This window comes from Microbacterium sp. NPDC087868 (assembly GCF_044900755.1).
GTDB lineage: Bacteria > Actinomycetota > Actinomycetes > Actinomycetales > Microbacteriaceae > Microbacterium > Microbacterium galbinum.
Genome location: NZ_JBJDNO010000004.1, coordinates 231,464 through 251,473 on the forward strand (window position 1 = coordinate 231,464; position 20,010 = coordinate 251,473).

Annotated in this window: 18 protein-coding genes and 1 tRNA gene; 9 read left to right on the top strand and 10 right to left on the bottom strand. The window is 70.1% G+C overall.

The features are described 5' to 3' along the window. Window positions 1–124: 124 nt before the first annotated feature. Entirely contained in the window at window positions 125–598 is a 474-nt protein-coding gene (locus ACI2JZ_RS15030; RefSeq protein WP_404598300.1) for a DNA modification methylase, read from the bottom strand. Window positions 599–732: 134 nt separating this feature from the next. Here ACI2JZ_RS15030 and ACI2JZ_RS15035 point away from each other — a divergent pair, with 134 nt between their 5' ends. The 5 genes from ACI2JZ_RS15035 (at window position 733) to ACI2JZ_RS15055 (ending at window position 5,653) form a co-directional block, all read left to right on the top strand. After that, entirely contained in the window at window positions 733–1,215 is a 483-nt protein-coding gene (locus tag ACI2JZ_RS15035; protein WP_247625017.1) for a CarD family transcriptional regulator, read from the top strand. Between the two features lie 76 nt (window positions 1,216–1,291). Next, the gene (gene ispD / locus ACI2JZ_RS15040) at window positions 1,292–2,509 is read left to right on the top strand and encodes a 2-C-methyl-D-erythritol 4-phosphate cytidylyltransferase (RefSeq protein WP_404598301.1); all 1,218 of its coding nucleotides are present in this window, start codon (window positions 1,292–1,294) and stop codon (window positions 2,507–2,509) included. Window positions 2,510–2,574: 65 nt separating this feature from the next. Then, window positions 2,575–3,984: a cysteine--tRNA ligase gene (cysS, locus tag ACI2JZ_RS15045; protein WP_247956674.1), complete on the top strand. Its 1,410-nt coding sequence runs from the start codon at window positions 2,575–2,577 to the stop codon at window positions 3,982–3,984. Further along, entirely contained in the window at window positions 3,977–4,981 is a 1,005-nt protein-coding gene (rlmB, locus tag ACI2JZ_RS15050; protein ID WP_404598303.1) for a 23S rRNA (guanosine(2251)-2'-O)-methyltransferase RlmB, read from the top strand. The genes cysS and rlmB overlap by 8 nt, the downstream gene beginning before the upstream one ends. Window positions 4,982–5,011: 30 nt before the next feature. Continuing rightward, window positions 5,012–5,653, top strand: a complete 642-nt coding sequence (locus ACI2JZ_RS15055) for an NAD(P)-dependent oxidoreductase (protein ID WP_404598305.1) — start codon at window positions 5,012–5,014, stop codon at window positions 5,651–5,653. A 27-nt stretch (window positions 5,654–5,680) separates the two neighbouring features. Here ACI2JZ_RS15055 and ACI2JZ_RS15060 read toward each other — a convergent pair whose 3' ends face one another. Both ACI2JZ_RS15060 and ACI2JZ_RS15065 read right to left on the bottom strand, forming a co-directional pair. Then, window positions 5,681–6,991: a DUF4032 domain-containing protein gene (locus ACI2JZ_RS15060; protein ID WP_404598307.1), complete on the bottom strand. Its 1,311-nt coding sequence runs from the start codon at window positions 6,989–6,991 to the stop codon at window positions 5,681–5,683. An 80-nt stretch (window positions 6,992–7,071) separates the two neighbouring features. Beyond that, window positions 7,072–8,175 (bottom strand): ABC transporter ATP-binding protein, encoded by a 1,104-nt coding sequence (locus tag ACI2JZ_RS15065; RefSeq protein WP_247625011.1) that lies wholly within the window; start codon window positions 8,173–8,175, stop codon window positions 7,072–7,074. A 237-nt stretch (window positions 8,176–8,412) separates the two neighbouring features. Here ACI2JZ_RS15065 and ACI2JZ_RS15070 point away from each other — a divergent pair, with 237 nt between their 5' ends. Together ACI2JZ_RS15070 and ACI2JZ_RS15075 are read left to right on the top strand one after the other, a co-directional pair. Then, the gene (locus ACI2JZ_RS15070; RefSeq protein WP_247956672.1) at window positions 8,413–9,360 is read left to right on the top strand and encodes a thioredoxin domain-containing protein; all 948 of its coding nucleotides are present in this window, start codon (window positions 8,413–8,415) and stop codon (window positions 9,358–9,360) included. A gap of 57 nt (window positions 9,361–9,417) precedes the next feature. Beyond that, window positions 9,418–9,490: transfer RNA gene (locus tag ACI2JZ_RS15075), tRNA-Thr, on the top strand. Window positions 9,491–9,514: 24 nt separating this feature from the next. On the opposite strand, the gene ACI2JZ_RS15080 is transcribed toward ACI2JZ_RS15075, so the two are convergent. Beyond that, window positions 9,515–9,997 (bottom strand): hypothetical protein, encoded by a 483-nt coding sequence (locus ACI2JZ_RS15080; protein ID WP_247625008.1) that lies wholly within the window; start codon window positions 9,995–9,997, stop codon window positions 9,515–9,517. 9 nt (window positions 9,998–10,006) lie between these two features. Further along, window positions 10,007–10,558, bottom strand: coding sequence for a hypothetical protein (locus tag ACI2JZ_RS15085; protein WP_404598308.1), 552 nt, complete (start codon window positions 10,556–10,558; stop codon window positions 10,007–10,009). A gap of 57 nt (window positions 10,559–10,615) precedes the next feature. On the opposite strand from ACI2JZ_RS15085, the gene ACI2JZ_RS15090 reads away from it, so the two are divergent. Beyond that, complete coding sequence (locus ACI2JZ_RS15090) at window positions 10,616–11,569, top strand: aldo/keto reductase (RefSeq protein WP_404598310.1); 954 nt, start codon at window positions 10,616–10,618, stop codon at window positions 11,567–11,569. A gap of 16 nt (window positions 11,570–11,585) precedes the next feature. On the opposite strand, the gene ACI2JZ_RS15095 is transcribed toward ACI2JZ_RS15090, so the two are convergent. The 3 genes from ACI2JZ_RS15095 to ACI2JZ_RS15105 are packed head-to-tail and all read right to left on the bottom strand — an operon-like array spanning window position 11,586 to window position 14,864. Then, window positions 11,586–13,106: a serine hydrolase domain-containing protein gene (locus ACI2JZ_RS15095; protein ID WP_404598311.1), complete on the bottom strand. Its 1,521-nt coding sequence runs from the start codon at window positions 13,104–13,106 to the stop codon at window positions 11,586–11,588. Window positions 13,107–13,120: 14 nt separating this feature from the next. After that, a complete protein-coding gene (locus ACI2JZ_RS15100; RefSeq protein WP_404598313.1) occupies window positions 13,121–13,663 on the bottom strand; it encodes an ArsR/SmtB family transcription factor in 543 nt (180 codons plus the stop codon). A gap of 46 nt (window positions 13,664–13,709) precedes the next feature. After that, on the bottom strand, window positions 13,710–14,864 hold the full coding sequence (locus tag ACI2JZ_RS15105; RefSeq protein ID WP_404598315.1) for a calcium:proton antiporter: 1,155 nt from the start codon (window positions 14,862–14,864) through the stop codon (window positions 13,710–13,712). A gap of 169 nt (window positions 14,865–15,033) precedes the next feature. On the opposite strand from ACI2JZ_RS15105, the gene ACI2JZ_RS15110 reads away from it, so the two are divergent. Beyond that, the gene (locus ACI2JZ_RS15110; RefSeq protein ID WP_404598317.1) at window positions 15,034–15,570 is read left to right on the top strand and encodes a hypothetical protein; all 537 of its coding nucleotides are present in this window, start codon (window positions 15,034–15,036) and stop codon (window positions 15,568–15,570) included. Here ACI2JZ_RS15110 and cycA read toward each other — a convergent pair. Then, entirely contained in the window at window positions 15,559–17,016 is a 1,458-nt protein-coding gene (gene cycA, locus ACI2JZ_RS15115; protein WP_404598583.1) for a D-serine/D-alanine/glycine transporter, read from the bottom strand. The two genes, ACI2JZ_RS15110 and cycA, sit on opposite strands and share 12 nt — an antisense overlap. 19 nt (window positions 17,017–17,035) lie before the next feature. After that, the gene (locus tag ACI2JZ_RS15120; RefSeq protein ID WP_404598318.1) at window positions 17,036–19,936 is read right to left on the bottom strand and encodes a hypothetical protein; all 2,901 of its coding nucleotides are present in this window, start codon (window positions 19,934–19,936) and stop codon (window positions 17,036–17,038) included. Window positions 19,937–20,010 lie beyond the last annotated feature (74 nt).

The window sequence follows — 20,010 nt, forward strand, 5'->3', positions numbered from 1 at the left end:
CCGGGGGGGGTTCCGGCCCACCGCCGCGCCCCCAGCCCCCCCGCGGCCCGCCCCCCCGGCCGGCCCCCGGCACCGCGCGCCGGCGGGCGCCGGGGCCCCCCCCCCTTCTCTGCATGCGTCTGGATCAGTTCTCTTCGGGAACCAGATCCGCGTAGTAGGGGAGGCCGCCGTCGAGCACCGGGATGGCCGTCTTCACGCCGGTGGAGTCACCGGACTGGAAGTGGATCTCGACAGTGGAACCGGGCTGCGAGTCGAGGCCGACGATGCGCAGCGGCTCGGCGTCGGCGCCCAGGCTGATGCTGTCGCCCGCGGGAACCGTGATGGTGAACGCGTCGTTGTCGGCGAAGGCGATGGTGATGGTCGCGCGGTCGTCGGTCGGGTTCACGAAGGCGCCGATGAGGTTGCCCACCGTGCCGTCCTCGTTCGCGACGATGAACACGTTGCGCGCGTCGATCGGGCCCTCGGCGTCGGAGACGTTCACGCCGTCCGAGGCGGAGTACTCGATCTTCGTCGCCTGCGGCGAGATGAACGTGCATCCGGTCGCGCCGAGAAGAACGACGGCGCTGAGGGCAGCAGACGCAACAAGGCGCGATTTCACGGGTCCTCCTGGGGTACGACGGGATATCCGCAACCATTCTACGGGTACGCGGACCGCGCCTCGGGACGAGGGGGCGCAAACCTTAGCGCATAACCCCTGTGGTATCCTTGAGGTTGCCGAAAGGATACGTTTTTATGCTTTTTGAGGTTGGCGAGACCGTCGTCTATCCGCACCATGGCGCTGCGACCATCATCGAGGTCAAGGAGCGCATCATCAAGGGTGAGGCGAAGAAGTACCTGAAGCTCAATGTGACGCAGGGCGACCTGATCATCGAGGTTCCTGCCGAGAACGTCGACCTGGTCGGTGTCCGCGACGTGATCGGCAAGGAGGGCCTCGACCACGTGTTCGAGGTTCTGCGTGCTCCGTTCACCGAGGAGCCCACCAACTGGTCGCGCCGCTACAAGGCGAACCTCGAGAAGCTCGCCTCCGGCGATGTGATCAAGGTGAGCGAGGTCGTGCGCGACCTGTGGCGCCGTGACCAGGACCGCGGTCTGTCCGCCGGAGAGAAGCGGATGCTGGCGAAGGCTCGTCAGATCCTCATCTCCGAGCTGGCGCTCGCGGAGAAGACCGACGAGGACAAGGCGGGCGCGATGCTCGACGAGGTCCTCGCGTCCTGATCCGAGTTTCCCGAAGGGGGCGGATGCTTCGGCATCCGCCCCCTTCGTCGTTCCCCGCAGACGGTAGCGTGAAGACGTGACTCTGCTTCCCGTGCCGCACGTCGCGGTCATCGTCGTCGCCGCCGGATCCGGTACCCGCCTGGCGGCGGGCGCGCCGAAAGCCCTCGTCGGCATCGACGGACGTTCGATCCTGCGCCACGCCCTCGACGGCGTGTTCGCCGCCGCCCCCGCGCAGGTGATCGTCGTCGCGCCCGCGGGCTTCGAAGGCGACGCCGAGACCGAGGTGCGCGAGGCCGCCGGGGATCGCGTCGACCTCGCGCGGGTCGTCGTGGGAGGGGACACGCGCCAGGAGTCCGTCGCGGCGGGGCTCGCTGCGCTCTGGGGTGATGTGCGCACCGTGCTGGTGCACGACGCCGCCCGTGCGCTGACCCCGCCCGCGCAGATCGACGCCGTCGCCGCCGCTGTCGTCGAGGGCACCGGCATCATCCCCGCGCTCCCGGTGATCGATACGCTCAAGCGGGTCGACGGCGACAGCATCGTCGCCCCGGTCGATCGTTCCGAGCTCGCCGCGGCGCAGACCCCCCAGGGCTTCCCGCGCACCGCGCTCGAGGCGGCGTACGACGCCGCCGCCGCTGCGGGGATCGAGTACACCGACGACGCCGCGCTGTTCGCCGCCGCCGGATACGCCGTCCGACACATCCCCGGCGATGCCCGCGCCTTCAAGATCACGACGCCGGACGACCTCGACCGAGCGCGCCGGCTGCTCGCCGAGGCGCCCGCGCTGCCCCTGCACGTGCCGGCATCCGCTCCGAACCTGCCGCGCGTCGGCCTCGGCACCGACGTCCACGCCTTCGGCGGAGAGGGCGACCTGTGGTTGGCCGGACTGCGCTGGCCCGGCGAGCCGGCGCTCTCGGGGCACTCCGACGGCGACGCGGTCGCGCACGCCATCGTCGACGCCCTGCTCGGTGCTGCCGGCCTGGGTGACATCGGTGAGCACTTCGGCACCGCGCATCCCGAGTACGCGGGCGCGCACGCCGCGGTCTTCCTGGCGCGCACCCGCGAACTGCTCGGTGAGGCGGGCTTCGTGATCGGCAACGTCTCGGCGCAGTTCCAGGGCAACCGTCCCCGGTTCAGCGCGCGCCGCGCCGAGGCCGAGCGGGCGCTCTCGGATGCTCTCGGCGGTGCCCCCGTCTCGGTGACCGCGACGACCACCGATGCGCTCGGCTTCCCGGGGCGCGGGGAGGGCATCGCCGTGACCGCGGTCGCACTCGTCTTCCCGGCCTCGGCGCCCTGAACCACCGACCGCGGCCTGCGCGTCACTCTCGGGGCGCGCGGGGGCGGGCCGAGTAGGCTTGAGCGGTGACTCTCCGCCTCTACGACACCCGTGCGCAGGACCTGCGCGACTTCGTGCCGCTCGACCCCGGAAACGTCACGATGTACGTGTGCGGTCCGACCGTGCAGTCCGGTCCGCACATCGGGCACGTCCGCGCGGCGCTCAGCTTCGATCTGCTGCGCCGGTGGCTCGAGAAGCGGCACGGACGCGTCACCTTCGTGCGCAACGTGACCGACATCGACGACAAGGTGCTCGCGAACGCCACCGACGCGGAGCCCTGGTGGGCCCTCGCCTATCGGATCGAGCAGGAGTTCGCCGCAGCCTACGCCGGCATCGGCATCCTGCCCCCGACGTACGAACCGCGCGCGACGGCATCCGTCCCGCAGATGCAGGAGCTCATCGCGCTGCTCATCGATCGCGGCCACGCGTACCCCGCCGCCGACGGCTCGGGCGACGTGTACTTCGACGTGCGCTCGTGGGCCGAGTACGGTGCGCTGACGCACCAGTCGATCGACGCGATGGAGGCGGCGGAGGACGCCGACCCCCGCGGAAAGCGCAATCCCCAGGACTTCGCCCTCTGGAAGGGCTCGAAGAGCGATGAGCCCGCGGATGCCCGGTGGGTGTCCCCGTGGGGTGAAGGCCGGCCCGGCTGGCACATCGAATGCTCCGCGATGGCGAAGCGCTATCTCGGACCGGAGTTCGACATCCACGGCGGGGGTCTCGACCTGCGCTTCCCGCACCACGAGAACGAGTTGGCGCAGTCGACGGCCGCGGGCGACGCGTTCGCGCGGTACTGGGTGCACAACGGCCTGGTCACCGTGAACGGGCAGAAGATGTCGAAGTCGCTCGGAAACTTCACGCTGGCCGCCGATGTGCTCGCCGCCCGCGATCCGCTCGTCGTGCGCTACGCGCTCGCGGCGGCACACTACCGCTCGAGCCTCGACCTGTCGGAGTCGTCGTGGACGGAGGCCGAGGCCGCGCTCGGACGCATCCGCACCTTCCTCGAGCGGGGCGAGCGGCTCGCGAAGCCGGGCTGGGGCCAGGCGAAGGAGGGACTCCCGCAGGAGTTCGTCGAGGCCATGGACGACGACCTCTCGGTACCCCGGGCGCTCGCCGCGATCCATACGAGCATCCGCTCCGGAAATGCGCTCCTCGACGCGGGCAAGTACGATGAGGCGAGGCAGGACGTGATGGACGTCATTCAGATGACGCTCGTCCTGGGGATCAATCCGCACTCTTCGCAGTGGAACGGCACCGGCGGGGGAGCCGAGGCCGCCGCACTGGACGCACTCGTCCAGACGATGATCACCCAGCGCGCACAGGCGCGTGCCGACAAGGACTGGGCGGCAGCCGATCGCATCCGTGACGCGATCGCAGCCGCAGGAATCACGCTGGAGGATACTCCGGCCGGAACTCATTGGAGTATCGATGGCTAAGCCACAGCGCCCCGGCGCGAACAAGGGCAACAAGAAGGGCCCCACCAAGGGCACCGGCGGTCTCGGGCGCAAGGCGCTCGAAGGACGCGGGCCCACGCCGAAGGCCGAGGACCGCGCCTGGCACCCCGCCGGCAAGCGCAAGGCCGCGGCCGAGCGCTACGCCGCGTCCGGCGGCAAGGGCAAGCCGGGCCAGCGCCAGGCCGCCGGGGGCAACCCGAACCGTTCGGCGCGCTCCAAGGACAACACGACGGAGACCGAGGTCGTGACCGGCCGCAACTCGGTGCTCGAGGCGCTGCGCGCGAAGATCCCGGCGACGGCGTTCTACATCGCGCAGCGGGTCGAGATGGACGACCGCGTGAAGGAGATGCTCTCGATCGCGACGCACCGCGGCATCCCGGTGCTCGAGGTCACGCGCCAGGAGCTCGACCGCATGGCCGGATTCGACGGCGTGCATCAGGGCGTCGCCATCAAGGTGCCGCCCTACGAGTACGCGCACCCGCAGGACCTGCTCGAGAAGGCGATCGACAAGGGCCAGGTCCCGCTGTTCGTCGCTCTCGACGGCATCACCGACTCCCGCAACCTCGGCGCGATCATCCGCTCGGCGGCGGCGTTCGGCAGCCACGGCGTGATCCTGCCGCAGCGCCGTTCGGCGGGGGTGAACTCCGCCGCCTGGAAGACGAGCGCCGGGGCCGCCGCGCGTCTGCCCGTCGCGCTCGCGACGAACCTGACCACGCAGCTCAAGGAGTTCAAGAAGCAGGGTGTGTTCATCCTCGGCCTCGCCGGTGACGGCGACGTCGATCTGCCCGCACTCCAGCTCGCCGATCGCGCGGTCGTCATCGTCGCCGGCGCAGAGGGCAAGGGCCTCTCGCGCCTCGTCCGCGAGACCTGCGATCAGATCGTCTCGATCCCGATCTCCACGGCCACCGAGTCGCTGAACGTCGGCATCGCCACCTCCGTCGCCCTGTACCAGGTCGCGACGATCCGCTCCACGAAGTAGTCGCCGCAGCATCCGAAGGGAAGAGCCCGCATGAGTCGCATCGTCATCCTTGGAGGGACCGGCTACGCCGGTCGCCACATCGCCGCAGAGGCGGTGAGCCGCGGTCACGAGGTCGTCGCGGTGTCGCGCTCGGTGCCGACGGATGCCGTGGAGGGCGTCGCGTACATCCAGGGCTCCGTGCTGGACCTCGCTCCTCTCGCCGGCGCCTTCGCGGGGGCGGATGCGGTGGTCTCCGCGCTCTCCCCGCGCGGCGACATGGAGGACCGCGTGCTCGACGCGCTCGAGGGCGTGGCCCGACAGCTCAGCGGCACCGGCACGCGCCTGGGCGTGGTCGGAGGAGCGGGCGGCAGCCTGGTCGCCCCGGGCGGCCCGCGACTGTTCGACCAGGACTTCCCCGAGGAGTACAAGCACGAGGCGCAGGTGGGAATCGACTCGCTCGCGTTCCTCGAGAGCACGGATGCCTCGCTCGACTGGTTCTTCGTGCACCCCGCGGAGGTCTTCGGGCCCTGGGCCGAGGGCGAGCGCACCGGCCATTACCGTGACGGCGGAGACGTGCTCGTGCGCGACGCCGACGGCAAGTCCTACATCTCGGGCGCGGATTTCGCCGTCGCGGTCGTCGACGAGATCGAGCAGGGCAACCACCACCGCGAGCGGTTCACCGTCGGCCACTGACCGCGAACGGGCATCGCGCCCCGAGGATCAGACGAGATCGCGCCAGTCGATGTCGCCGTCCTCGTCCTCTTCGGTGGTGCGCGTGGCGCCGGTGATGACGGGAAGGCTCATCGTCTCGGTGGGAGGCCCCATGATCGTGGCCTCGTCGCGACGGTGGCGGAGCACCTCGTTGATGTAACTCGTCAGCACCTCGGCGAGCGGTACCGGGCGTCCCTGCGCCTGCGACAGGTACCACCGGTGCTCGAGCACCTGGTGGAACACCTCCGCCGGTTCGAGCTTCGCGCGCAGGTCGTAGGGGATCGCGCGCACGACGGGCTCGAAGACGCGCGTCAGCCACTCGTGCGCGTACATCTCCTCATCGGACCACTGCTTGGTGGAACGCGCGCGGAACTCGTCGAGGTCGTTGAGCAGGCGACGTGCCTGATTCTCCTCGACGTCGAGGCCCGTGAGGCGGATGAGTCGCCGCTGATGGTGGCCGGCATCGACGACCTTCGGCTGGATCTCGACGACCGCGCCGTCGGCCGTGGTCGTCATCGACATCTCGTCGATGTCGAAACCGAGGGCGTTCAGCCGCTCGACGCGCTCGGTGATGCGCCAGGTCTCGGATGCCGAGAAGGAGTCCTGTGCGGTCAGCTCGGCCCAGAGCGACCGGTACGACGAGACGATGCCGTCGGCGATCGCGACCGCGTCCACACCGTTCTCGAGGCGCCCGCCGGCGGCCAGGTCCATGATCTCGCCGGCGATGTTCGTGCGGGCGAGATCGAGATCGTAGGCGCGCTGCCCGTCGGTCAGCCCCTCCTCGTGCAGTTCGCCGGTCTCGGCGTCGACGAGGTACGCCGCGAACGCGCCCGCATCGCGGCGGAACAGCGTGTTCGACAGCGATACGTCGCCCCAGTAGAAGCCGACGTTGTGCAGGCGCACCAGCAGGAGGGCGAGGGCGTCGACGAGTCGAGTGGCGGTGTCGGGGCGCAGCACGCGGGTGAACAGCGCGCGGTACGGCATCGAGAAGCGCAGGTGCGAGGTCACCAGGGCGGCCGGGAGCGCTTCGCCGTCGGCATCCGTTCGCCCGGCGATGACGGCGACCCGGTCGACGCAGGGCACGTCGAGGCGGGCGAGGTTGCCGAGCATCTCGTATTCGCGGCGCGCCATCTCCTCGGTGGTCTCCTTCACCGCGACGACCCGTCCCGACAGATCGGCGAAGCGCACGAGGTGCCGCGACAGACCCTTCGGGAGCGAGACGATGTGCTCGGAGGGCCAGCGGGCGAGCGTCGTCGACCAGGGGAGGCCGAGGAGGCCGGGGTCGACGGTGCTGGCGGTGATGCGCAGCGAATCCTGCATGGCGCTCCTGGGAAGTCGGGGTGGACGCAGACGCGGCGCGGGCGACCGAAGTCGACCCGCGCCGCGAGTGGTGTGTGCGATCAGGCCGAGACGACCGGAGCCGTGTTCAGGCGGCTTCCCGACTCGAGGTCGAACGCGTGGACGTGACCCGGGTTGGCGGCCAGGGTGACCGTCTCGCCGGCGTTCGGGTGGCTGCGACCGTCGACGCGCGCGACGAGGTCGGTGCGCTTGCCGTTGATGTCGGTGTGGCCGTAGAGGTAACCGTCGGCGCCGAGCTCCTCGACGAGGTCGACGACGACCGAGAGGCCCTTGCCGTCGGCCGGTCCGACCGTGATGTCCTCGGGACGCACGCCGACCGTGACCTGCGTGCCGTTCGCGCCGGCGACCGCGTCACGCTCGAGCGGGACGACCTCGGTGCCGAAGCGCACGCCGCCCTCGGCGAGGTCCGCCGTGAACAGGTTCATGGCGGGGGACCCGATGAAGCCGGCGACGAACACGTTGTTCGGCTTCTCGTACAGGTCGCGCGGCGTGCCGACCTGCTGCAGGAGGCCGTCCTTGAGCACCGCGATGCGGTCACCCATGGTGAGGGCCTCGGTCTGGTCGTGGGTGACGTAGACCGTGGTGACGCCGAGGCGGCGCTGCAGCGACGCGATCTGCGTACGCGTCTGGACGCGCAGCTTGGCGTCGAGGTTCGACAGCGGCTCGTCCATGAGGAAGACCTGGGGCTGACGCACGATCGCGCGACCCATGGCGACACGCTGACGCTGACCACCCGAGAGGGCCTTCGGCTTGCGGGTCAGGTACTCCTCGAGGTCGAGCAGCTTGGCGGCCTCGAGCACGCGGGTGGCGCGCTCTTCCTTGCCGACGCCGGCGATCTTGAGCGCGAAGCCCATGTTCTCGGCGACCGTCATGTGCGGGTACAGCGCGTAGTTCTGGAAGACCATCGCGATGTCGCGGTCCTTCGGCGGGACGTCGGTGACGTCGCGGTCGCCGATGAGGATGCGGCCCGCGTTGACCTCTTCGAGGCCGGCGAGCATGCGGAGCGACGTGGACTTACCGCAACCGGAGGGTCCGACGAGGACGAGGAACTCGCCGTCGGCGACCTGGAGGTCGAGCTTGTCGACGGCCGGACGGGTGCCGCCCGGGTAGAGGCGGGTGGCCTCGTCGAAAGTCACAGATGCCATTGTGTTTCTCCTTCACCGGCAGGTACGTGCCGGACGATCCGTAGTGATGGATGCGGCGGTTCGACCCGCCGTGACCCCTCATTGGGTCGCCCTCAGTATGACATGGACCGCGGCATCTGGGTATTTCTCAGGTGCGATGGTTAACATCGAATCCGGCCGTGCAACGCGGCGATCGTCGCCTATCCGATATCCGATGATCGGGGCCACCCTGCCCCCGTGAGACTTTCAAGAGGAACGATGTCGAGCGACGAAACGCCGAACGTCCCCACCCCTCGCAACTCCCGCGAGGCTGTGCGGGAGAAGGCACAGCGAGTGCATGCAGCGCAGTCCCGTGCGCGCATCATGCGACGGATCATCATCGGGACGCTCGCGGTGGTCGCCGTCGGCGCGATCGGTACCGCCGTGACTCTCGCGGTGTCGGCTCAGGTCTCGAAGCCCCAGCTCTCGCCGACCGGCATGCACGGTGACGGCGTCGTCGTCTCCGAGCTCTCCGCATCTGCGGCATCCGATGCCGGTACGGCTACGCCCACCCCCGACTCCTCCGAGGCCGAGGCCCCCGCCGAGCCGACGGCCGAGCCCACGACGGCCCAGAAGGTCGACATCCACATCTACGTGGACTACCTGTCGGATGACGCCGGCGAGTTCGAGCGCGCCAACGCCCGCCAGCTCACCAACTGGATCAGCGAGGGTGCGGTCACCGTGACCTACCACCCGGTCGCCCTGCTCACCGCGAGCTCCAACGGCACCAAGTACTCGCTGCGCGCCGCCGCTGCGGCCGCCTGCGTCGCGACGCACTCGCCCGACCAGTTCTACGCCTTCAACCACGATCTGCTCGACGACCAGCCCGAGGTGAACACCGACGGGCTGTCCGACAGCGAACTCGCGGATCTCGCGGGGGCCGTCGGCGTCGACAACACCAAGACGGTGCGCAGCTGCATCCAGGACGGCGACTACCTGACCTGGGCCAAGGAGGCGACGACCCGTGCACTCGAGGGTCCGCTGCCCGGTTCCGACGACCTCGTGCTCGCGTCGACCCCGATGATCGTCGCCAACGGCGAGGCATACGTCGGCGCGCTCGACGACCCGGCCGAGTTCTCGCAGTTCGTGCTCACGGTCGCCAGCGACGCGTACTACCAGGCCACCGCGACGCCCACGCCGACACCGACCGAGACTCCGGCCGAGTAAGCCGGAAGCCCGAGAGGTCGGGAGACCTCCGCCACCATCGCTAAGCTGGTGGCACCCGCCGACTTGGCGCAATTGGTAGCGCACCGTACTTGTAATACGGGGGTTACGGGTTCGAGTCCCGTAGTCGGCTCTCAGGAATCGCAGGGGACTGCGGTCACTCGTGCGGGTGTTCTCCGCGCAGCAGTTCCGCACGCTGATCGGCGACGCCGCTCGGGATGGTCTCGCCGTAGGTCGTGACGTCGGGGCCCGCGGAGGTCTTCTCGATGCCGCAGACGGCCGCGCCCTCGTTGCCGTCTCGATCCGTGGGCACGACCACGAACCAGGTCGTCTGCTCGGCCAGCCACTCGACGGTGCCCCGGTCGCTCGCATACGTCGCGCCGCCCGCGTAGGCATCGACCTTCTCGACGCACATCGTCACGAGCTCGCCGTCGGTGGGATCGGACGCGACCGGCGGCGACGACGGGGCGGGCGCCGTGGACGGGCTCGACGAGGGAGCGGGCGTGGCCGTGGACGTGGGCGCGGTGGTCGCCGTTCGCGTCGGAGCCGGCGTCGCCGAGGATGCGGGGATCGGAGTTCCCGTGCAGCCCGCGAGCAGCGCGACGAGAGCGATCAGGGGGACGACGGCAGAACGGCGCATTCCTGAATGCTATTTCACGGTGATCACGGACTGCGCGTTGGTCGCCGTGTCGCACATCGTGATCCGCCAGACGTCGGAACCAGCGTCATCGACCCGGGCCATCTCGATGATGAGGGGGCTGGGCCACTCCTCGCCCGAGCGGTCGGCTGCCGTGTAGGCACTCGTTCCCGCCGTCTGCTCCGCTTTCGTGAGGGTGACGTCGCGGCTGGCGAAGACCTCGAGGGTCCGCACGTCCGCGAGCGTCTCCCGCCCCGCCGCGGGATCGTCGACCCGCTCGCCGAAAGCATCCGTCCGACCGCTCGCACTGCGGATGCGCCACGCCCACCGCTCGTCGATGTACTCCAGCCGCAGGCCGACGATGGAGCCGCCCACGGCCTCGGACTCGCTCGGCAGCGCCTCGAGGAAGTCGGTCGGCCAGGTGAACTCGGCGGGCATGCACGTGCCGGGGTAGTTCTCGCCCACCGCAGCGGGCGGGTCGGGGACGGATGCCGCGCACCCGCCGAGCATCCCGGCGAGGGCGACGGCGACGATGGCGACGGATGCTCGGCGGAGGATATGCATGCGGTGAGAGTATCCCGAATCGGAAATACCCCACGGGATCCATCGGTTGCGAAGAATATGACTCGTATCGGAAACAGCGACCTTGATGTCTTCCCGCTCTCTCTCGGCGGCAACGTGTTCGGCTGGACGGCCGATCGCGACACGTCCTTCGACGTGCTCGACGCGTTCGTGGCGGGCGGGGGCGACTTCATCGACACCGCCGACGGTTACAGCGCGTGGGTGCCCGGGAACTCCGGCGGTGAGAGCGAGACGATCATCGGCGAGTGGCTGACTTCGCGCAAGCCGCAGGGCGTCACGGTCGCGACGAAGGTGAGCACGCACCCGGAGTTCCGGGGACTCGCCGCAGCGAACATCCGCAAGGCTGCCGAGGCGTCGCTCGCGCGTCTCGGCGTCGACGCGATCGACCTCTACTACGCCCACTTCGACGACGAGAGCGTGCCCCTCGAGGAGACGGTCGGCGCTTTCGGTCAGCTCGTGACCGACGGCCTCGTGCGCAACGTGGCCGTGTCGAACTACTCCGCCGAACGAATCCGCGAGTGGATCGAGATCGCGCAGCGCACGGGTGCCGCGCTGCCCGTCGCCGTTCAGCCGCACTACAACCTCGTGCATCGCAACGACGTCGAGAACGAGATCATCCCGGTGGCCGAGGAGTTCGGCCTCGGCCTTGTTCCCTACTACTCGCTGGCGAGCGGCTTCCTCACGGGCAAGTACCGCTCCACCGAGACCGCGGGGCAGTCCTCGCCCCGCGCCGAGGGCGCCGCCAAGTACGCGACTCCCGCGGGCCTGAAGATCATCGATGCCCTCGAGGAGATCGGCTCCGCGCACGGAGCCTCGATCGCCGCGACGTCGCTGGCGTGGCTGCGCGCGCAGCCGACGGTGGCAGCCCCCATCGCGAGCGCCCGCACGGTCGAGCAGGTTCCCGACCTCCTCGCCGGCGCTCGCCTGGAGCTGAGCGCCGACGAGGTGCAGACGCTCGACCGCGTCTCGGAGTGGACTCCCGCTCAGGCCTGAGCGGCCACCGGCGTCCTCACCAGAGGAAGGTGACGCCGACCGCGGCCGCGACACCGATGGCCGCGGTCGGCCACCAGAACCACCGTCGACGCGAGGGGAGCAACGGCAGCGAGCGACCGCGCAGCGCGAGCAGTCCGACCGCTGCCAAGGTCGGCGCGAGAGCGACGCCCCACACCCAACCGCCGACCGCGAACCACGGGCCGCTGTGCCAGAGCAGCAGGAGCCCGGCGAGCGCCCACACGAGGTCGCTGAGCGAGGGGAGCAGCGCCTTCGCGCGGAGGGCCCGGAGCAGCGCGACGACACCGAGCGCCAGCGCGATGCCGAAGACCGACCATCCCAGGATCAGATACGGCTCGGCGGGGCCGGGGATCGGCGCACCCGAGAGATACGACATCGCGACGTAGTCGACGGTCGCGACGGTGTTCGACAGGGCGATGAAGGCCGTGCCGGCGTCGCGATCCATCGTGAGGATCGTGCGGAAGCCCGCTGTGCCGCCGTTGTGCCAGGTCTGAGTGCCGGCGCCGTCGAAGGACGCAGAGGTGATCCAGCCCCAGCCGATCTCGCCCTCCGCTCCCAGGGGAGCGGTCGGCTCGAGTGCGGCTGCGCCCGGCGCCGAGCCGTCGAGGTTGGCCTGTGCCCAGATCGCCAGGTCGGATGCCGTGGTGAACGTCGACGACCCCGCGGGCAGATATCCCTCCCCCCACCAGCGTGGTGCGGGTGTGCCGTTGAGGAGGAAGCCCGGAACCGCATCGACCGGCACCTCTGCGGCCGTCGCCGCGACCGTGGTGTGCTCCATCCCGAGCGGGCCGGTGAGGCGCTCGTCGAGCAATGTCGCATAGTCGTCGGCGCCGGCCGCCTCGACGAGTGCGGTTCCGAGGAGCGAGACGGCGAAGTTCGAGTAGACGGCGCCCTGGTCGGGGTCGACGGGGGCGATGGCCGCGTCGGCGATGAGCTGCGCCGTGGTCGACGACGCGTAGGCGTTGTCGTTGAGGATCAGGCTCGACACCGCGCCGTCGGCGGCCGTCGCGCCCAGGCCGGGGAGTCCGGAGGAGTGCTGCGACAGCGACGCGAGGGTGACGTCGCCGGCATCCGTTCCCTCGAGGGCCGTGAGGTGCTCCGCGAGGCGATCATCGGGGGCCACCTCTCCGCGTTCGATCGCGTCGGCGAACAGCGCTCCGGTGAAGGTCTTCGTGATCGAACCGAGCTCGAACACGGTGTCGGGCCCGGGCGCCTCCGGGTGTGCGGGATCGGCGTCACCGAGACCGGCGAAGACGACGCCGTCCGGATCGATCTCCGCGACCGACAGCGAGCGGAATCCGTCGAGGCCTCCGGGCAGAGTGCGGATGCTCTCCGCCAGGGTCTCGTCACCGCTCCAGGCCGAGGTCACGGTCTGCTGCTGCGGCCCGACGGCCGCGCCGAGGGCGATCGCGGCGACCGCGCCGCCCGCCAGGAGGCCGAGCACGGGACCGGGGGAGCGTCGCGCGGGCGACGTCGCTGTCGGGGTGGGGCCTGTGAGTGCGGGGGTGGGGGAGGTCACGGTGCGGCTGCTCCTCAGCTCGAGGCGATCATGGTCAAGACGAGGAGCGGCACGATGCGCGCCCCCGGCACCTCGTAGAACCCGCGGCGCGGGGAGGACAGCCACCCCGCGCTCACGAGCTGCCGGAGGTGGTGGTAGAGCTGGCCGGACGACGCGAACTGCTCCAGTTCGAGCAGCTCAGCGGTGGTCTGGGTGCCGGTGAGGATGACGCGCACGAGCTCGAGACGCACCGGGTGCCCCAGTGCTTCGAGGGGTCGAGCGAGTTCGCCCCAGTCCTTGCCGAGGAGCTCTTCCGCGTAGAGGCCGTACTGCCAGCGGATGGGCCCGGCCGGTACCTCGACGGCACCCGCCATCATCACCGCGCCGGGAGCCCGGCGTCCGAGTTCATTGACGAACCAGAGCGGATCGGCGGCGGGGTCCGATGTCGCAGCCCCCGGTTCCGGTGTCACGGTCGAGGCGTCGGCCGACGGCTCCTCGACCTGCGCACGCAAACGCTCGAGTTCGCGTTCGAGGGCGTCGACCCGGCTTTCGATCGCGTGCAGCGCGTCACGTTCCATGGCTACAACCGTAGCAATAGTTCGTAATTACGGAGAAATCGAACTTTTATGATCCGCTGAACAGCACGATCACGTACACCGCGAAGACCGCGAGGTGCGCGGCGCCGTGCATGGCCGTCACCCGCTTCGCCGCGAACGTGGTCACCGAGAGCAGCAGCGTCACACCCAGCATCAGGAGGTTCGCCGGAGACTCGGCCAGCACCACGGTCTGGCCGGTGAGCATGCCGATGACCAGTACGGCGGGGATCGTGAGCCCGACCGTCGACACCAGCGCCCCGTGGCAGAGGTTCACCACCCGCTGTGCCTCGCCCCCGAGAGCTGCCCGCACTGCGGTGAGGGACTCCGGCAGGAACACGATCGCGGCGATCAGCACGCCGGCCAGTGCGGCCGGGGCTCCGAGGCGACCGAGGCCGTCGTCGAGGAGCGCCGCCATGTCGTGCGAGAGCAGCACGATCGGGGTGACCGTCACCACGAGCAGGGCGAGGCGCACCAGGACCTCGGTGCGGTGCGCGGCGAGAGTCTCGCGGATGCCCGTGCGCGGCGCAGCGTCCGCGGCATCCGTCCGTCGCCGCAGGCGTTCGTCGACCTCGGTGAAATCGCCCGCCTGCGCCCCCATCTGCCGGAAGAGGAAGAATGCGTAGATCCCGAGGGTCAGGATCACGATCGGGATCTCCTGGCCGAGGGTGTACGAGCCGTCGCGGCCGATGAGAGCCGGGAGGGCGAACGCGAGCGCGACGAGCACCACGAGCATCGCCAGGTAGGCCGAGGTTCCCGTGCGGTTGTGCGCCATGCCGCGGTGGCGGAGACCGCCGAGCAGCAGTGCGAGACCGATCACGAGGTTCAGGATGATCATCGCGACGGCCATCACCGAATCCCGGGCGATGGTGGCGTGGTCGCCCGGTCCGAGCATGACGGCCGAGATGAGGATCACCTCGATCAGCACGATGGACAGGGTGAGTACGAGCGATCCGTAGGGGTCGCCCAAACGGTGGGCGAGGGCTTCGGCCTGCTTCACCACGCCGAACGCGCACACCAGGATCACACCGATGATCACCCCGAGGGCGACGATCAGCAGGGGGACGGCCACAGGGGCCGCGAGCAGGGGGTGCGCCAGCAGCACCAGGACGTAGGCGCCCCAGCCCAGGGCGATTCGGGCGATATCGGGTCGTCCGATGAACTGCTTCACAGCGGTGGGGATCATCATCCGGTTCCTTCGCGGGGCCGTCCCCGGGTGATGACGCGATCCGGGTCGTCCCGGCCGCAGCGTGCACCGTGCACACCCAGTATTCTACCGGCTGTGTCCGACGTATTCCTGGGCAGTACTCGTCGAGGAGAAGGGGAGCGCATCGCGCTCCGGAGAGAAGAAGCGGATGCTGGCGGTCGTCGTGCACATCGCGGTCGCTGCGATCGCAGGGTGGCTGGCCGTCGAGGCCGCGCACTACGCCCGGAAGCATCCGAATCGTGATCGTCGCGATCCGTGCCGCCTCCGACTGATGAAGATCCTGCCGATCGGCGGGTGGACCCTCCTCCTGCTCAGCATCCCCATGATCCTGCTCTCGGATGCTTCGCGCGACGATGATCGCACCGCCATGGCGATCGCCTCGTTCGCGATCCTGGGCGGCGGCATCCTGTTCCTCGTCATGTACCGCAACTGGTACGTCGCGTTCGGCGACGAGGAGGTGACCTTCCGCACGCTCGCGGGTGTCACGCGCAGCTTCCGCTACTCCGACATCACCGACTACTCGGTACGGCGCTCGGATCAGGGGCCGATGCTCACGGTGCGCACCGCGCGCGGAGTGCGGCTGAGCCTCAACATCCGGATGTACGACGCCTCGCCGTTGCTCGCGCAGCTGCAGTTCCACCAGGCGACGGGGCGTTGGGCGATCCGCGGAGAGCTACGCCGCTGACTGGTCCTCGTCGTCCTCGTCGTCGCTGCGCAGATGCGCGATGTGGGCCGCGTGCCGCTGCAGATGGTTCGGCGAGCGGCGCACGAACAGCCAGGCGACGACGAGCAGCGCGAACCAGATCGGCGTCACGAGCAGAGCCGTGAGGGTATCGGGCTGGGTGGTCAGCGCCCACAGGATGAAGACGAAGAACGCCAGCACGACGTAGACCATGAACACTCCGCCCGGCATCCGGAAGGCCGAGGCCGCGGCCTTCTCCGGGCGCCGGCGGCGGTAGACCACATAGCTGAGCAGGAAGATCGTCCACACGAACATGAAGCACACGGCGGAGACCGTCGTCACCATGTCGAAGGCGGTGCCGATGTCCTCGCCCGCGTAGAGCAGCACGACGCCCGAGAGCAGGAGGATGCAGGAGAGGAACAGCGCGTTCTGGGGCACGCGGCGCTTCGACAGGCGACCGAACAGCTTCGGCGCGTCACCGTCCTGCGCGAGCCCGAAGACCATGCGCGAGGTGGAATAGATGCCCGAGTTGGCGCTCGACATCGCCGAGGTCAGCACCACCAGGTTCACGACGGTCGCGGCGATGCCGAGGCCGGCCAGGGCGAACATCGCGATGAAGGGGCTCTCCCCGGCGACGTACTCGGTCCAGGGGGTCACCGCCATCAGCACGATCAGCGCGCCGACGTAGAAGAGCAGGATGCGGATCGGGATGGCGTTGATCGCCTTCGGGAGGTTCCGCTTCGGGTCCTTCGTCTCGGCGGCGGCGGTGCCGACCAGCTCGATCCCGACGAACGCGAAGACCGCGATCTGGAAACCGGCCACGAACCCCATGAACCCGTGCGGGAACATGCCGCCGTGGCTCCAGAGGTTCGCGAACGACGCGGTACCGGCGTCGTGCTCGAAGCCGGTGAAGATCATCACGAGACCGGTGACGATGAGAGCGACGATCGCCACGATCTTGATCAGCGCGAACCAGAACTCCATCTCACCGAACGCGGCGACCGTGGGGAGGTTGAGCGCGAGCAGGATGACGACCACGGCGACACCCGGGATCCACAGCGGGATGCCGGGGATGAGGGTGTTCGTGTACCCGGCGATCGCGATGACATCGGCGACGCCCGTCACCACCCAGCAGAACCAGTACGTCCAGCCCGTGAAGAACCCGGCCCACGGCCCCAACAGGTCGCTGGCGAAGTCGCTGAACGACTTGTACTTGAGGTTCGACAGCAGCAGCTCGCCCATCGCGCGCATCACGAAGAAGAGCATGAACCCGATGATCATGTAGACGAAGATCACCGAGGGACCGGCCACCGAGATCGTCTTGCCGCTGCCCATGAAGAGCCCGGTCCCGATCGCACCGCCGATCGCCAGGAGCTGGATGTGGCGGTTGCTCAGCGCTCGCCGGAGGTGCTGTTCTTCGTCGGTACTCTGCACGGTCACCCGATGCAGAGTAGCCGACGAGAACGGGTCACTCCGAAGCGACACCCCTGCGGCGCAGCGCCAGCGCACCGAGCGCGAGGAGCGCGAGTGCGACGAGCGCGACCGGCCCCGCGGGGAAGTCCGACCCCGTCGTGGCGAGGGCGTCACTGGCATCCGATCCTGCGCCGGATCCCGCTCCGGCACCGCTGTCGCCGCCGTCCGTGCCGTCACCGCTGCCGCCGTCACCGCTGCCGCCGTCGGCGACCGGGGCGAGCACCGTGACCGCGAGTTCGGCGGCGCCCGAGGCCGCCGTGGCGGTCAGGGTGTGCGCCCCCGGAGCGACGGATGCCGGGGGAACGACGACCGCGCGTGCTGTGCCGTCGGCTCCCGCGGTGAGGGTCGCGAGGCGCACCGGGTCGGAGTTCAGCACGAGCTCGATCTGCTCGCCCTCCGCGAAGCCCGAGACGGTGATCTCGGAGGGCGAGCCGATTCGAAGGGTGCCGCCCGTGACCGCGATCCGCTTCTCGGTGAACGCCGCGCCGAACGACAGTTCGACGGTCTGCGAGGGGAAGAGCTTGAACTCGACGGGGGAGAGGTCCTGCGCCTCGGTGCCGTCGCCGTAGATGTCGACCGTGCCCGAATCGAGCAGCAGGCGCACGGAGGTTCCGTCGGCGAGGTCGCGCAGGCCCGCGATGCCCTCGTAGGAGCCGGGCCAGTTCGCGAGCCCGAGGGTGCCGGATGCCGCGACCGGGGCGTCGTCGAGCGAGCCGGACCACCCGAAGAGGGCGAAGCGGCCGGTGTCGTCGGCGCTGCCGGCGACGATCAGGTAGTCGCCGGACTCGGCGCGGGCCATGTCGCGGATCGCTCGCCCGCCCAGGTCGAGGAGGATCGGGTCGCCGACGACGGCATCCGCCCCGGCGACGACGTCGGCGATGTCGGCGACGGGCACGATGAGAGCATCCGCATCATCGCCGACCTCGGGCGAGCGGAAGCCGAGCCACAGCGTCGTGCCGTCCGGCGCGATCGCCGCTCCCTCGATGTTGAGCGAGTCGGGACCCTCGGCCGAGACCCCCGGCTGGGTGGCCGCGAGGAACCCGAAGCGGTCGGCGCCCAGGCCGTGCTGGCCTTCGTGATCCCAGGCGACGAGCGCATCGCGCAGCACGTTGCGGTAACCGACGAACGTGAGCGTCGCGTCCGCGCCGGATCCGGAGATCTGCGTCTGGAGCACGATGTCGCGGTCGAGGCGCACGTTGCCGCTGCGGGTGTTGCCGGTCGATCCGATCCAGAAGACCTGGTCTCCGGCCCGGGCGACGGCCTCGAAGTCGTGGGCTTCACCTGCGCGTTCGAACTCGATGCGATCGCTGAAGTCGAACGCCGCGACGGCTTCTCCGCCCTCTTCCGAGAAGAGGCGGATCGCGTTCGAGTCGTCGTCGGCCGCGAAGAAGTAGCCGTCGCCGGCGTCGATCGCGGCGGAGGCGTCCGACATGCCGAAGTGCCCGCGAGCGCCGTCATCGGCGAAGGCCGGGGCGACGCGGTACGGGAGCTGCGAGATCGCGGTGCGTCCGTCATCGGTGCGCAGATGCACGGTGAGCACGGCGGTGCCGGTGGCCGCGGGTGTCGCCGCGAGCCGGAACGATCCGTCGTCGGCGACGTCGAGGCGGATCGCCTCGTCGGGCACGACCGCGGGGTTGCTGCTGGTCACGGTCGCCGTGACGGCCTCACCGGCGGCATCGGCGATCACGCCGGTGGCCGCGGGGTTGGTGTCCTGCCCGAGCACGGCGGCGAGGGCGCTGCCGGCGCCGCCGGGAACGCGCACGTCCCACGACAGGGTCGGCTTCGCGAGGATGGGGCCCACCGCATCCGTGCCCGGCTCGAACCCGGGCGCGAAGGCGACACCGCGGAACGCGGTCTGAGGCGCCGCCGTCGCGAGCACGTCGGTCTGCGCGGTGAACGCGGAGTCGTCACCGGAATCGACGATCCGCACGATCTCGTTGCCCTGGTTGAGCCCGCGCACGGCGTACAGCACCGAATCGTCGCCGGCCGGGCGTGCCTCGAGGCCCCAGAAGTCGCCCGGCAGGGTGTCGACCCAGGTCCAGGTGGCACCGGTCAGGCGGTACTTCGCGATGCCCTCGTTCGCCCCCTCCGTGTAGCCGACGTACAGGTGTTCGCCGGCGAAGGCGAAGTCGTGCGCGACGGAGGCCCCGGCCGGGGCCGCGGCCACGAGCGTGAGCGGTGCTCCCGCGGCGGTGGGGATGCCGGTGCCGACCGTGTTCAGCCCCGAGAACCCGCTGCGGTCGCTCGTGAGGTAGAGCTGGCCGTCATGGATGTCGACCACGCGGCCGTTGTTGAGGTTGCTGCTGCCGGAGACGACGGCGGTGGGGGTGGTCCTACCGGCTTCGACCGTGAGGACGCCCCCGGCGGGAGCCGTGGAGTCGCCGCCGTGCCCGCCCGCCCAGTAGCGTGTGCCGTCGACCGTGGCGGTGCCCCGGATGTGACGCAGCGAGAACCCTCCGGCGAGCGTCGTGGCGGTGTCGACCTCGCCCTCCGATCCGATCCGGGCGATCACGCGCAGCGTGTCGGGGGCGGCCGTGTCGTTGAGCGAGCCCGATCCCGGGGCCGCGTCGTATCCGCCGAGCGTCACGTAGCGGTGATCGGCGGACTGCTGCAGTGCCCCCTGCTGGTCGCGGTTCGCCCCGAGGGTGAACGCGTGCTGATCGCCGGCATCCGTCGTCGGCAGCGCGATCGTGTCGCCGAGCTCGCCCTGTCCGTCGAGGAGCTGGATCGCGACCGGAACCGCGTCGTTGCCGGTGGTCGCGCCGTCGCCGACGACCGAGACGGCGAGCTGGTCGGCGGGGGCATCGGCGGCGACGGCCGCCTGCGGGGCGACGATCGCCGCGCTCGCCGCGACGAGCGCGGCGAGGCCGAAGGAGAGGGAGCGGGGGATGGGCACGGCGAGTACCTCCGGTCGGGGGTCGGGTCGATCCGACACAAACGGAAGCGGACGAACGGATGCCGACGCAGGGG

What these genes read in the sequence shown, in the direction of transcription:
- rlmB (WP_404598303.1), top strand. Translation starts at nt 3,977, where the DNA reads ATGGCTAAGCCACAGCGCCCCGGCGCGAACAAGGGCAACAAGAAGGGC.
- ACI2JZ_RS15035 (WP_247625017.1), top strand. Translation starts at nt 733, where the DNA reads ATGCTTTTTGAGGTTGGCGAGACCGTCGTCTATCCGCACCATGGCGCT.
- ACI2JZ_RS15080 (WP_247625008.1), bottom strand. Translation starts at nt 9,997, where the DNA reads ATGCGCCGTTCTGCCGTCGTCCCCCTGATCGCTCTCGTCGCGCTGCTC.
- ACI2JZ_RS15070 (WP_247956672.1), top strand. Translation starts at nt 8,413, where the DNA reads ATGTCGAGCGACGAAACGCCGAACGTCCCCACCCCTCGCAACTCCCGC.
- ACI2JZ_RS15105 (WP_404598315.1), bottom strand. Translation starts at nt 14,864, where the DNA reads ATGATCCCCACCGCTGTGAAGCAGTTCATCGGACGACCCGATATCGCC.
- ACI2JZ_RS15110 (WP_404598317.1), top strand. Translation starts at nt 15,034, where the DNA reads ATGCTGGCGGTCGTCGTGCACATCGCGGTCGCTGCGATCGCAGGGTGG.
- ACI2JZ_RS15100 (WP_404598313.1), bottom strand. Translation starts at nt 13,663, where the DNA reads ATGGAACGTGACGCGCTGCACGCGATCGAAAGCCGGGTCGACGCCCTC.
- ACI2JZ_RS15085 (WP_404598308.1), bottom strand. Translation starts at nt 10,558, where the DNA reads ATGCATATCCTCCGCCGAGCATCCGTCGCCATCGTCGCCGTCGCCCTC.
- ACI2JZ_RS15090 (WP_404598310.1), top strand. Translation starts at nt 10,616, where the DNA reads ATGACTCGTATCGGAAACAGCGACCTTGATGTCTTCCCGCTCTCTCTC.
- ACI2JZ_RS15060 (WP_404598307.1), bottom strand. Translation starts at nt 6,991, where the DNA reads ATGCAGGATTCGCTGCGCATCACCGCCAGCACCGTCGACCCCGGCCTC.
- ACI2JZ_RS15055 (WP_404598305.1), top strand. Translation starts at nt 5,012, where the DNA reads ATGAGTCGCATCGTCATCCTTGGAGGGACCGGCTACGCCGGTCGCCAC.
- ACI2JZ_RS15065 (WP_247625011.1), bottom strand. Translation starts at nt 8,175, where the DNA reads ATGGCATCTGTGACTTTCGACGAGGCCACCCGCCTCTACCCGGGCGGC.